Source organism: Thiomicrorhabdus hydrogeniphila, assembly GCF_054656895.1.
In genome coordinates this window covers 150545-163351 of record NZ_BAAHXL010000001.1, presented here as the reverse complement: position 1 = coordinate 163351, position 12807 = coordinate 150545, and the positions used below count along the sequence as shown (strand labels likewise).

General features: G+C 37.2%; 11 protein-coding genes. 6 read left to right on the top strand and 5 right to left on the bottom strand.

The genetic code is table 11. The features are described 5' to 3' along the window. The first annotated feature begins 31 nt into the window (after positions 1–31). Both gyrB and ACYQ0E_RS00615 read left to right on the top strand, forming a co-directional pair. Positions 32–2464 (top strand): DNA topoisomerase (ATP-hydrolyzing) subunit B, encoded by a 2433-nt coding sequence (gene gyrB / locus ACYQ0E_RS00620; protein WP_460186333.1) that lies wholly within the window; start codon positions 32–34, stop codon positions 2462–2464. Positions 2465–2643: 179 nt separating this feature from the next. Beyond that, positions 2644–3582: a phosphoribulokinase gene (locus ACYQ0E_RS00615; RefSeq protein ID WP_460186332.1), complete on the top strand. Its 939-nt coding sequence runs from the start codon at positions 2644–2646 to the stop codon at positions 3580–3582. A 98-nt stretch (positions 3583–3680) separates the two neighbouring features. Here ACYQ0E_RS00615 and ACYQ0E_RS00610 read toward each other — a convergent pair whose 3' ends face one another. From ACYQ0E_RS00610 to hemF, 3 genes are all read right to left on the bottom strand, one after another. Continuing rightward, positions 3681–5561 (bottom strand): TIGR00341 family protein, encoded by a 1881-nt coding sequence (locus ACYQ0E_RS00610; protein ID WP_460186331.1) that lies wholly within the window; start codon positions 5559–5561, stop codon positions 3681–3683. 174 nt (positions 5562–5735) lie between these two features. Next, entirely contained in the window at positions 5736–6104 is a 369-nt protein-coding gene (locus ACYQ0E_RS00605) for an RNA-binding S4 domain-containing protein (protein ID WP_460186330.1), read from the bottom strand. A 4-nt stretch (positions 6105–6108) separates the two neighbouring features. Next, positions 6109–7065 (bottom strand): oxygen-dependent coproporphyrinogen oxidase, encoded by a 957-nt coding sequence (hemF, locus tag ACYQ0E_RS00600; RefSeq protein WP_460186329.1) that lies wholly within the window; start codon positions 7063–7065, stop codon positions 6109–6111. Positions 7066–7493: 428 nt separating this feature from the next. Between hemF and ACYQ0E_RS00595 the strand changes: the two genes are divergently transcribed. From ACYQ0E_RS00595 to ACYQ0E_RS00580, 4 genes are all read left to right on the top strand, one after another. Further along, on the top strand, positions 7494–8012 hold the full coding sequence (locus tag ACYQ0E_RS00595; protein ID WP_460186328.1) for a hypothetical protein: 519 nt from the start codon (positions 7494–7496) through the stop codon (positions 8010–8012). 206 nt (positions 8013–8218) lie between these two features. Then, a complete protein-coding gene (locus ACYQ0E_RS00590) occupies positions 8219–9010 on the top strand; it encodes a DUF4197 domain-containing protein (RefSeq protein ID WP_460186327.1) in 792 nt (263 codons plus the stop codon). A 41-nt stretch (positions 9011–9051) separates the two neighbouring features. After that, entirely contained in the window at positions 9052–9882 is an 831-nt protein-coding gene (locus ACYQ0E_RS00585) for a M48 family metallopeptidase (protein ID WP_460186326.1), read from the top strand. Between the two features lies 1 nt (position 9883). Then, positions 9884–10990: a GGDEF domain-containing protein gene (locus tag ACYQ0E_RS00580; protein ID WP_460186325.1), complete on the top strand. Its 1107-nt coding sequence runs from the start codon at positions 9884–9886 to the stop codon at positions 10988–10990. A gap of 39 nt (positions 10991–11029) precedes the next feature. Here ACYQ0E_RS00580 and tsaC read toward each other — a convergent pair whose 3' ends face one another. Next, positions 11030–11593, bottom strand: a complete 564-nt coding sequence (tsaC, locus tag ACYQ0E_RS00575) for an L-threonylcarbamoyladenylate synthase type 1 TsaC (RefSeq protein ID WP_460186324.1) — start codon at positions 11591–11593, stop codon at positions 11030–11032. A 172-nt stretch (positions 11594–11765) separates the two neighbouring features. Next, the gene (locus ACYQ0E_RS00570; RefSeq protein WP_460186323.1) at positions 11766–12710 is read right to left on the bottom strand and encodes a homoserine kinase; all 945 of its coding nucleotides are present in this window, start codon (positions 12708–12710) and stop codon (positions 11766–11768) included. Positions 12711–12807 lie beyond the last annotated feature (97 nt).

Genomic DNA, 12807 nt, shown 5'->3' with positions numbered 1-12807 from the left:
TGTCTAATTTCCATAAAAGAAATCGAGTTTTATGTCTGAAGAAACGCAATACGATTCCTCCTCCATCAAGGTTTTAAAAGGTCTTGATGCAGTCCGCAAACGTCCTGGTATGTACATTGGTGACACCGATGATGGTACAGGGCTTCACCACATGGTTTTTGAAGTTGTTGATAACGGTATCGATGAAGCCTTAGCCGGTCATTGTGACAAAGTAGTTATCACTATCCACACGGATGGCTCAGTATCAGTAACCGATAACGGTCGTGGTATTCCCGTTGGTATTCATGAAGAAGAAGGCGTTTCTGCTGCCGAAGTTATTATGACTGTCCTTCATGCCGGTGGTAAATTTGATGATAACTCCTACAAGGTATCAGGTGGTCTTCATGGTGTGGGTGTTTCAGTTGTAAACGCACTCTCATCTAAATTAGATTTAACCATTAAGCGTGAAGGTCATATTTGGAAGCAGTCTTACACTCATGGTGTTCCAGACGCTCCAATGGTTTCTGTTGGTGATACGACAGAAACAGGTACTGAAATTCGTTTTTTACCGAGCACAGAAACCTTTACAAATGTAACGGACTTTAATTATGACTACCTGTTAAAGCGTTTAAGAGAGCTTTCTTTCCTAAACTCGGGGGTTCATATTGAATTAATAGATAAACGTGATGATCGTCATGATGTCTTTCAATTTGAAGGTGGAATTAAGGCGTTTGTTGATTATATCAACACCAATAAAACACCAATTCATGAAAAAGCTTTCTACTTCACAACCGTTAAAGACGATATTACTGTTGAAGTAGCCATGCAGTGGTCAGAGTCTTATCAAGAATCTATTTTTTGCTTTACCAATAATATTCCGCAGCGAGATGGTGGTACCCACTTATCTGGTTTTAGAGCGGCATTAACTCGTACTTTAAACAGTTATGCAGAATCGGAAGGCTTAACCAAAAAATATAAGATGAACGTTTCTGGTGATGATGCTCGTGAAGGTTTAGCGGCCGTTATTTCAGTAAAAGTACCTGATCCAAAATTCTCATCACAAACAAAAGACAAATTAGTTTCTTCAGAAGTTAAAACGGCTGTTGAAACGGCGATGAATGAAAAACTAGCGGAATTCTTACTAGAAAACCCTAAAGATGCCTTATCTGTTTTCTCTAAAATTATGGACGCCGCACGTGCACGTGAAGCGGCACGTAAAGCGCGTGAAATGACTCGTCGTAAAGGCGCTTTAGATATTGCTGGTTTACCTGGTAAGCTTGCTGACTGTCAAGAAAAAGACCCAGCGCTTTCAGAACTGTACTTGGTGGAGGGTGACTCCGCTGGAGGTTCAGCCAAACAAGGGCGTGATCGTCGTACTCAAGCAATTTTGCCATTAAAAGGTAAGATCTTAAACGTAGAAAAAGCCCGTTTTGACAAAATGCTAAGTTCAGCTGAAGTCGGTACCTTAATTACGGCTTTAGGCTGTGGTATTGGTCACGAAGAATACAATATTGAGAAACTACGTTATCACCGCATTATTATTATGACGGATGCCGACGTGGATGGTTCTCACATCCGTACTTTATTACTAACCTTCTTCTATCGTCAATACCCAGAATTAGTTGAAAAAGGGTATATCTATATTGCTCAGCCGCCTTTATATAAGGTTAAAAAAGGTAAGCAAGAAACCTATCTAAAAGACGATAGAGAGTTAGAAAACTATTTACTTCAAAATGCAATTGATGGTTCCTCATTGTATACCGCTCAAGGCGCTCCTGCTATTAGCGGTATGGCATTAGAAAATCTATCAAAAGAATACTTTAAAACAAAACATGTTATCAATCGTCTTGCACGTCGTTATAACCCCGTTTTCTTAAATATGTTAATAGATTATCCTGAAATAAATCTTGAAACATTAAATGATTCAAGTTTATTAGAAGCGTGGATTAATGCCGTGTTACCGCAATTAAAAGCCAGTGGTGAACTAAATAAAGTTGACTATCAATTAAGCAGTGAGCCTGCTAGTGATATGGAAAGTAAAGGTAAGTTTCAAATTCGTTTACATCAGCGTGAACATGGAACTTTAAGCACACAAATATTTGATGCGGAGTTTTTCGCCTCTAAAGATTACGCTCAAATTGTTGAATTAGGTAAAGCCTTACAAGGCTTATTAACTGATTCAGCTTACATTATGCGTGGTGAAAAGCAGCAATCAGTAGCTACATTTAATGAAGCCATTGATTGGTTATTTAATGAAGCCAAACGTGGTCAAAATATTCAACGCTACAAAGGTTTGGGGGAAATGAACCCAGAACAACTTTGGGAAACAACCATGAATGCAGAAGCTCGTCGTTTATTACAGGTTACAGTACGTGATGCCATGATGGCAGACCAAGTCTTTACTACCTTAATGGGTGATGAAGTTGAACCACGACGTGACTTTATTGAATCTAATGCATTACAAGTTGAAAACTTAGACGTATAAAAGAATTCTTAAGAAACTAAAAGTAATTTATTTTGAAAAAAAACTTCTTTTAGTTTCTAATATGCGTCACAAGTCTAAAGCTATAAATAATTTATAAAGTAAAAATAGAATTACCAGGCCTGGTAATTTGTGAAACCTTAGCAAAACTAAAGTTTCTAATTAATATTAGGAGACAGTTCATGTCAGTACAACACCCTATCGTTACCGTAACAGGTTCATCTGGAGCAGGTACCTCTTTTGTAAAACGTGCAGTAGAAAAGATTTTTGAACGCGAAAATCTAAATGTAGCCATTGTTGAAGGTGATAGCTACCATAAATATAGCCGTACAGAAATGAAAGAAAAAGTGGCTGAATCAAAAGCGAACGGTGGACCAGTTTTAACTCACTTTTCTGAAAAAGCGAATGAGTTTGATCAACTACAAGCCTTATTCAAAGAGTACAAAGAAACAGCTACAGGTAAACGTCGCTACTATATTCATAGTGATGAAGAAGCTGAAGAGCATAACGCACGTTTAGGTGGTACTAACTTTAAATCGGGTGAGTTCACTCCTTGGGAACCTATTCCTGAAGGAACAGATGTACTTTTCTATGAAGGTCTTCACGGAATGGTTAAACGTATGGATCATGGACCAAAAGAAGGCATGCATGATGTATCACAATATGTTGATTTAGGTATTGGTGTAGCACCTTCTATTAACATTGAGTGGATGCAAAAAATCTACCGCGACACTTCTGAACGTCCATATTCAGTTGAACAAGTTCGTAATATCATTCTTGAACGTATGCCTGACTATATTGAAACCGTTGTTCCTCAATTTCACCGTACACACATTAACTTTCACCGTGTACCGTTAATTGATACTTCTGATCCATTTTCTACTATGTCAGAAGATGCACCAATGGGGCCAGCGCCAGAAGATTCTTTAATCATCTGTCATGTTCGTCACCAAGAAGTTAATCTTGAAGAGATCAAAAATAAAATTGACGGTGCTTTCTTACAGAACCCTGAAACATTAGTTTGTAATGGTATTCACATGGTTAAAGCAATGGATTTAATGATGACTCCTATCATCCAAAATCTTATTTCTAAAAAACGTGATGCAATGGCTAAAAAATAATTTTAATGAATTAATTTTATTCATTTCACGTAAAAACCCTAACCCGTTGGTTGGGGTTTTTTTATAGCTAAAATAAACACCCTTCCAGATTTCAGATATTAGCGCAGTATTGCCATTTTTGACTCTAGCTTTATCTTTCTGTCCAGTCGCTCTTCAATTTCTTTTTTGATCTTTTCAATTTGATCGTTATTAACCGTATGGCTTGATAACAAAGTCACTGAGATATACATAGGTGTATCTGTAATAATATTTACATCCCTAATTTCAATGTCATCAAGATACAGACCTTCAAGCGAAGAAACCACTTGCTGTTTATCCACCAACTTAACAAACGAAATCGTTAACGGAATACTCACTAAAAGCACGACACCAAGGGCATAAGCTAATCCCTTTTTAGCTAAATGAAATGGACTAAACCCCATAACCAAAAAGGTTAACGTTGATGCTAATACAATTCCGACCAAGTTCGTTAAAAACAGTAAAAATGCAGCTGAAAAGGTATGCCAATCTAACCAACCAATACCAATACCAGACACCGCTAAAGGTGGAACCAAAGCCACAGCAATGGCTACACCAGCCAAACTTTTGGCCACCTCAGTTCTGGCACTCGCATAGGCTCCTGCAATGCCAGAAATAATGGCTACGGCTAAATCTAATATCGTAGGGCTTAAGCGTGCAGCTATTTCACTGGTAACCGCTTGTAACGGAGTGATTAGAGTTAATAAAATACCAAAAAACAAAGCCAAAATAATACCGACAACCAACGTTTTACCACTGGTTAAAATTAAATCGATATTTTGTCGCAACACGCCCATAGATAACGAAATTATAGGCGCCATTAATGGCGCTAAAATCATCGCTCCAATAATAACAGGGGCTGAATTTGCAAATAAACCCACCGTTGCTAATAATGTAGACAAAACCATTAAGACTAAATACGATTCCGTTAATTGAGCGCTTTCTTTTAGGCTTACAAAGGTCTCTTTTACTTCATCTTGATCAACATGATGAATCCACGGTAAAGGACGGTTTACTAACTCTTTAATCGCTTGCCCTTTAGGCAAAGTATTCACACAAATAGATTCTTTTAGATCTTCTGACTTTTCTTTAGTGGGCAACATTTTGCTTACAACGTTTAAAGCATTTGGCTCTACTTTTAAAAAAATTTCTTCCCCTTCATAAGGCTCACTGTCTACCCTATAACACAGCTGACTTTCCCCAGTAACTTTTATGGATGATGTCGTAATATGGCCAATATAATTGGCAAGGGCTTGCGCGCCTTCCTTGCTTGGAAAAAGTCGCGAGAATAAAAAACGAACAACTTCAGAAATGCTTCGTGGCGCTAAAACTATTGCATTTAGCGTTGACTGATCAATTTGGGTTTCGCCAATAACTCGTTTAGTAAAGTCACTACCACTGGGTCTATAAACAATGGTTATACCTAATGCCGCCGTGTTAACAGAACTTCCCTTCTCTGTTTCTAGCTTATAGGACAGTAAACTCACCTTGCTCAAATTAAAAGTCATTAAGGTCAAATGCTTTAGTTTGCTCCAAATACTATTATCAATATTTGAAGCGGGTCTCATAATATCCGGATTTCCCATCATTACGGAACCTAAAACAAGGTGATCATTACAATAGAGCAAATCACTTTGAACAGGTGAATCTGTGGTTTTGATATCTTCTAGCGCCTCTTCAATTTTTTTAGAAATGGGAAAAGCACGATAAAAACGATTCATATCTGGGTGCGGTAAAAACCCCACAGTCCAATTATGCTGAGAAGCATAAGGAATCATGTCATATAGATCCTTATCACCCAACCAAAGAAGTACATTTATATCACTCTTTTCTTTAAGTGAACCTAGCTGGTCAATACCGTTAAATGATTGAAGTTGCCATGACTCATCCAATAGTGGTTGAATCGTACTTTCAAAGTCTTCAGTATTTTGGGCATCAAATAAAACAATGTAATTATTCATAGTTACCATTCAAATGTTTATTCTATAAAAGGTCATTCGTTGATTATATGTGAATAATCACGTTTGAATAGTATTAGCGTAAACTTCATGGATTTTATTGTTTAATAAAGGAACTTTTGCACAAACAAAAAAGCACCCAATTGGGTGCTTAAATGTCACTAAAAATGACGATAACTAAAAACCTAAGTTTTCAATTTTTCTGCGGTCACGTTTGGTAGGGCGGCCTGCGCCTTTTTCTCGGTAACCCACTAAAGCCATGTCTGCGGTGGGTTTTCTTTGGTTTAATACTTCGCTGTTAAGCTCGTATAAGGTTAAGGCTTGCTCTGCGCCACCGCGTTTATCACTTACCAATAACACGGTAACTTCTACTTGACGGTGAACTTGAGTAATTTTAAGTTTATCGCCAGCCATAAGCGTTTTACTGGGTTTTGGTTTAGAACCATTTAGCTCTATTTTACCACCCTTAATTGCCTCTAATGCCACCCCACGCGTTTTAAAAAAACGGGCAGCCCATAACCATTTATCAACTCTTAATTTATCCATATAGCTACGCTAGCTCTGTTAACCAATCTTTTGGTGTTAGGTAGTTATAAATATTGGATTCTTCTGTGCCTGGTTCAGGCTGGTAGTCATATTTCCAGGTAACAACGGGTGGCATTGACATTAAAATCGACTCGGTACGCCCACCCGTTTGTAAACCAAAAATGGTTCCTCGGTCAAAGGCTAGATTAAATTCGGCATAACGACCACGACGATAAAGCTGAAAATCTTTTTGACGTTCGCCATATTCCATCTCTTTACGACGCGCCACAATTGGGCGGTAAGCGGTAATAAAATGATTACCAACCGATTGCATAAACTCAAAACATTGAGCAAAATCCCAACCAAAAATAGCTTCGTTTAAATCATCGTAAAACAAACCGCCCACACCACGAGTTTCATCACGATGTTTTAAATAAAAATATTCATCACACCATTTTTTATATTTTGGATAAATCTCTTCACCAAATGGATCGCAAGCTTCTTTAGACTGCTGATGCCAATGCACAATATCTTCATCAAAAGGATAATAAGGTGTTAAATCAAACCCTCCACCAAACCACCAAACAGGTTGTTCACCCTCTTTTTCTGCAATAAACAAGCGAATATTTGCATGTGAAGTCGGTACATAAGGGTTACGTGGATGAATCACCAAAGAAACCCCTAAGGCTTGAAACGAACGACCCGCTAACTCTGGACGGTGCGCTGTGGCTGAAGGCGGTAGGTTTTTGCCTTTAACATGAGAAAAGTTAACACCCCCTTTTTCAATGACGTTACCACCTTCCATAACACGGGTACGGCCTCCACCTGTCAGCCCCATTACGCCTTCTTCACCTTCGCGTTCCCACTCGTCAACAATAAAATCCATCGAGCCTTCTTCTATGGCGAGTTGTGAACAAATATCATCTTGTAAGCTGAGTAAGTAGTTTTTTACAGCTTGAATATTAATGGCTGTTTCTGACATGGTTAATCCTTAAATATTGTGTAGCGTTATTCTAATCTTGTTAACCCTATTTTCATAGGTCAAAGAAATTAACGGATTATGACTTTAATTAAATTTATGCGATACCTTTGCACAAGTGGAGTGCGTGTAAAATGCCGATAGTAACCAGCTATTTGCAAGTTACTCAATAAAAATCAGGTGAATTTTTACCATTTTTACCATGCCTTAATTCGTGCAAAACTCTCTATGTATCTTTATTTCTTAAATATTTACACCAGGTTTAATGTTAATAATAGAACCTCTTTTACTTATTTATCCAAGTATTGTTAATACTCTATTTTAAGACTTTTTTAGGCTCTTTTAACTCGGCACACACAAATGGTTCTTGTAAATTAGTTCTTTTTATTTCACTATGCCTTTTACGAATCTTAAATTCAAAAAGTGATTGTATGAAAAAAGTAATTGCAACAGCACTACTGCTACTTAGCTGGCAAGCAAATGCCTCTGAAAATCAAAATGAACTTTTAAAACAGTTTCATAAATTTGGTATAACGCATTGCGATAATTTTATTAAAAAGAATACCGCCACCCCTGGTGAGTGGAAATTTTTTATGAATAAACAACCTGGCGGACTTGATGGACCAAGTACTGAAGTCTCTTTAACTCAAATTTCAGGCAAGCCAGGGCAATCTATTAAAACGGATTACTCTTTTATACAAACACTTAAAGCCTGCTTTTTACATAAAACAGGGCAAATCATCGCTTTTGACTCTTGCGATAAAGCGGTTGATAAAAAAGTATGGAACCTTGAATATAACTTGGCTGAGTTTGACTACAAACGTTATAAGGACGCCAAAGGCGTTGTTTTGTTTACCAAAGAAATTACGATGGATAATAAAAAAGTGTGTTTTTTAAATTATGATTTTCGTACCAAAGGCAGTCATAGCATTTACAGAAAATTAAATTAAAAATTCTTGATATGCGAAAACTTAATTATCAATATCTTTAAATAACCTGATAATAAATCCGCTTATTTGATGCTTTTAATAAAGCATTTCACTATACTTAAGAGTCTGTTAACCTGTTTTTAATTGAATAGTTCATAAATTTCGGTATTCTATTTCTATTCGTATCAATACCTATTCAAGCATAATGATGCAAGCGAGGCTGCTTTATGAAAAAAATCCAATATCGTGCAATTAAACTTTCGCTAGTATTATCCTTTAGTGTTATTTTTACAGGCCTGGTAAATCAAGCTCAAGCTAGCTGGTTGGATCAAGGTGCTGATTTATTAAAAAACCTGCAGGATAAAAGCAGTTCTAGCTCAAAAGAATCATCCTCTAGCACAGGCTTACCTAGCAATCTATCTACAGACGAAATTCAAAAAGCGTTTAAACAAGCCTTAACTCAAGGTTCAGAAGCGGTAGTTTCTAAATTAGGTACATTAGACGGCTTTAATACCGACTCTAAAATTCATATTCCACTGCCTGATTCGTTAAAAACAGTGCAATCTACTCTAGATAAAGTGGGTATGGGTAAATATATGGATGATCTTGAAACTAAGCTTAACCGTGCTGCAGAATTGGCAACACCGCAAGCTAAAACGTTATTTATTAATGCTATTCAAGATATGAAATTTGATGATGTTAAAAAAATATACGAAGGGCCAAAAGATTCCGCAACGCAATATTTAAAATCAAAAACAGAACCCGAACTAAAAGCCAAAATGACTCCCATTGTTGAAAATTCTCTTAATGAAGTTGGTGCCGTTCAAGCTTATGATAAAGCCATTGCTAAATATAAATCTCTACCCTTTGTGCCTGATGTTAAAGCAGACTTGCTTGATCAAGTGCTTGATAAAGGAATGAGTGGCATGTTTTATTATATTGCTCAAGAAGAAGCTGCTATTCGTGATGATCCTGTAAAACAATCAACTGAATTATTAAAAAAGGTTTTTGGCCAATAAATACCTAACAAATTTTAGTTAGCTTTATTGACAGTAGCATTATGAATAAACTGAATTTCTTAAAACATTCGATAATCGCTTTAAGTTTATTAGGCCTAGTTGCTTGCTCCAGTAGTAGTACTAAACAAGGCACAGTAGGCATTAAACGAGAACAGTTGCTACTCATTTCGCCAGAAGAAATGCAAAAAGGCGCGCAGGCGGCCTATAACTCGGTACTTAAAGAAGCCAAAACGGCCAAAAAGTTAAATACTAACCATGCTATGGTGCAACGTGTTAGACGTATTGCTAATAGAATCATACCTCAGACTGCTGTATTTAGACCAGACGCACCTAAATGGGATTGGGAGGTAAATGTACTAGAGTCTGATCAATTAAATGCCTGGTGCATGCCTGGCGGCAAAATTGCTTTTTACACAGGCATAATCAATAAACTACAATTAACCGATGCCGAAATTGCCGCCATTATGGGACATGAAATCTCTCATGCCTTACGTGAACATGGTCGTGAAAGAGCTTCTGAACAAGCCTTAACTCAAGTTGGTTTAACGGCTTTAAGTATCTTGACTGGTGTCCAAGGCCCTACGCTTGACGCCGCAGCTATGGCTATGCAAGTCACGGTTACCTTACCCAATAGCCGCACACATGAAGTTGAAGCTGATCGAATGGGCGTAGAACTCGCTGCACGAGCAGGTTATAACCCTTATGCCGCTGTTAGCGTTTGGAAAAAAATGGAAAAACAATCTAAAGAAGGCAGTCCCCCAGAAATATTAAGCACCCATCCATCACATGCTAGTCGTATCCAAGATTTGACCGAATATGCCAAAAAGGTTGAACCATTATTCCAACAAGCCATTGGAAAAAGTAAACGTTAGAATGTCCTTAATTAAGAAATACTTTACTAGACCCAAAACATCTGTATCTCTTATTGAATATCGACAAAGGATGATGCTAACGGTCATCCTTCCCCTTGGTTATATCACCATGACCTTTTTTGGTTTATATAACTCGCTTGTTTTATTGCATCCCTACACATCTGCCATATCAATCACTTCTGCAGGCATGCTTTTGGCTATTCATATTTATTTTAAGAAAAGCCGAGAAATCACAACCCCTATATTTTTTGCTTTAATTGCTTTTGCCCTGTTTTTGTTAACATTTAATTATATTAATCAAAACCATAGTTTTGGCTTAGTTTGGACGGTGGTATTCCCTATTGTGGCCATTATTAGCCTAGGTCGGATTTGGGGAAGTGTGCTCAGCTTAGTGATTTTTATTATCTTATTTGCAGAGATGTATATTGGCTTAGGCAGTTGGCAAAATGGTCAATGGAATAGCACAGGTCTTTTACGCATCAGCCTTGCTTACTTTGCAATAGGCTATATTGTATTTATGATTGATTACACTTTTGAACAGACCTGTTCTCAAAACAAAACAGCCACACTTGAGCCTGACGATCTTACTGAAAGATTTCCTATCACAAAAGATCCATTAACCAATCTCTATAATCGCTGTTACTTATCGCTTATTACCCCATTATTATCCGTACAAATTAAACAGCAACAATCTAGTCGCTTTATCTTTGCTCTCATTAAGATCGATCGATTCACACATTACAATCAAACTTACGGGCATCAACAAGGTGATAAAGCTATTCTTAAAGTCTCTTCAGCTTTACAAAAGCAGGTTGATGAATTTAACGGAACTTTGTATCGGCTTAGTGGAAATGAATTTGCCATTTCTTCATTAAGTAAACAAACAAAGCCTATATTACAAAACCTTAAAAAACTAAACCAAATAATAGAAGAATTAGAGATTGAAAACATAGACAGTGAATTAAACAAACTCACTATAACAATGAGCGTGTTAGTTACCGAAAATTATGCCTTTTTTGATTTTGATGAACAGTTTAATCAAGCTAATAGCATTTTAAAAAATGCGTTACAACAAGGGATTAATCAGACCATTATTACAGTCAAATAATGTAAATTATGTTTTAAAATCTAGCAAAAAGATTTACAGTCACGCCCTTAATACCCGCCCTGTTTTAGCCTCTTTTATTTGTGTAGGTTGTTTTAAATTTCCTAATTCAGCTGAAATACACAAAACCTTACCCGTAAACATTTGACTAACCTGTTCGCAAGATTTTGCTGGAGCTTGATTTGTTAGATTTGCGCTAGTAGACACAATAGGCCCACCAAACTGACTGCATAAAGCTTGTATTACGGGGTGATTAGAAACTCTAATTGCCACCGTATCGCGTCCACCTGTTATCCAATCAGGCATCGGTTTTTTAAGCGGTAAAACCCAAGTAACAGGACCTGGCCAACTATCTAATACCTGCTGTTGCCAGGGCGTATCATATAAAAATACCCAATCGACTATTTGTTCTACTGAACCCGCCACCAATATTACACCTTTCTCAATAGGTCTCTGCTTCACGTGAAACAAATTAGCCACCGCTTTTTCATCAAAAGGATTACACCCTAAACCATATACCGCCTCGGTTGGGTAAGCGATTGTTTGGCCGTCATGTAAGCACTGCACCGCTTTTTGTATTTGATTATGTATATTTGATTGATTCACAAAGATAACTTCTAACATTAAAGGATTAAATACAAAGGATTAAATACAAAAAGTCATTATTAACCAGTAATAATGACTCTATTTATAACGCGAGTTTATTGCTTTTAGCCTCTGCTCACATCGTTTTGTTTGCTGCAAGGCATACCAGGCCTGGTAAATTTAAAAAAGCTTGTTACTGATGAAGCTGTAATACACGTTTAAAGACTTCTGGATCTTTAATTTGTGTCATTTCACCTTCTCTTGGAATATGTTTATCTTTTAATCGCGATAAAAAGAAACGCAACGCGGCTAAACGCAGAGCCGCTGGCCAAGCTGCTTGTTCTTGCTCTGTTAATGAACGTTGTGTTTGGTAGGCAGAGAGCATCACATCAATTCGTTTTTGATCAAATTCAATCTCAGCTGGATTATCAGCATGAACACGGCACCAATCATTTACCATAACCGCTAAATCGTATAACAACGTTGAATTACAGGCATAATACAGATCAATAATACCGCTTAAAACCTCACCATTAAACATGGCGTTATCGCAAAACAGATCAGCGTGAATAACGCCTTTAGGTAATTGTTGCCAATCTATACTGGCTTGAAACTCTAGTTCAGCCTCAATCATTTGACGTTCATCAACCGTCAAATATTCCTTAATAACCGTATAGGTGCTTTGCATCCAATTTAAACCACGATCGTTTTCACGATTTCCTTCGTAATTTTGTCCTGCAATATGAAAACGAGCTAACTGACCACCCATAACGCCACATTGTTCAATAGACGGATCTTCAACCGTATTACCAGGTAAACGCTCTACTAATGCCGCAGGCTTACCACATAACTCTTTTAAATAGCCATTAGAGTGCGTTGGCATTGGGTGCGCCGTAGGTATATTATGCTCTGCCATAAAGGCCATAATATTTAAGAAATAAGGTAATTCGTCAAACGTGTGATGTTCAAAAATCGTTAAAACAAACTGTTCTTGCTCACCATGCTTTGTAGTATTCACAAAGTAATTGGTGTTTTCAATTCCAGCACTAATCCCTTTAAAGGATTCTAAAGTGCCAACATCATAATCTTCTAAAAAGGCCACTAATTGATGTTCTTCAACGACTGTATAGACAGACATAGAGTAAAGTCTCTTAAATGCATCGATTATTCGGTAGAATAATCCGTTGAAACCTTTTTAACTATAAATTTCTAAGAAAAAATATGTTAAATAAAGG

Bases quoted from the DNA above. Each gene is read 5' to 3' on its own strand.
- gyrB (WP_460186333.1), top strand. From the start codon at position 32: ATGTCTGAAGAAACGCAATACGATTCCTCCTCCATCAAGGTTTTAAAA.
- ACYQ0E_RS00615 (WP_460186332.1), top strand. From the start codon at position 2,644: ATGTCAGTACAACACCCTATCGTTACCGTAACAGGTTCATCTGGAGCA.
- ACYQ0E_RS00610 (WP_460186331.1), bottom strand. From the start codon at position 5,561: ATGAATAATTACATTGTTTTATTTGATGCCCAAAATACTGAAGACTTT.
- ACYQ0E_RS00605 (WP_460186330.1), bottom strand. From the start codon at position 6,104: ATGGATAAATTAAGAGTTGATAAATGGTTATGGGCTGCCCGTTTTTTT.
- hemF (WP_460186329.1), bottom strand. From the start codon at position 7,065: ATGTCAGAAACAGCCATTAATATTCAAGCTGTAAAAAACTACTTACTC.
- ACYQ0E_RS00595 (WP_460186328.1), top strand. From the start codon at position 7,494: ATGAAAAAAGTAATTGCAACAGCACTACTGCTACTTAGCTGGCAAGCA.
- ACYQ0E_RS00590 (WP_460186327.1), top strand. From the start codon at position 8,219: ATGAAAAAAATCCAATATCGTGCAATTAAACTTTCGCTAGTATTATCC.
- ACYQ0E_RS00585 (WP_460186326.1), top strand. From the start codon at position 9,052: ATGAATAAACTGAATTTCTTAAAACATTCGATAATCGCTTTAAGTTTA.
- ACYQ0E_RS00580 (WP_460186325.1), top strand. From the start codon at position 9,884: ATGTCCTTAATTAAGAAATACTTTACTAGACCCAAAACATCTGTATCT.
- ACYQ0E_RS00570 (WP_460186323.1), bottom strand. From the start codon at position 12,710: ATGTCTGTCTATACAGTCGTTGAAGAACATCAATTAGTGGCCTTTTTA.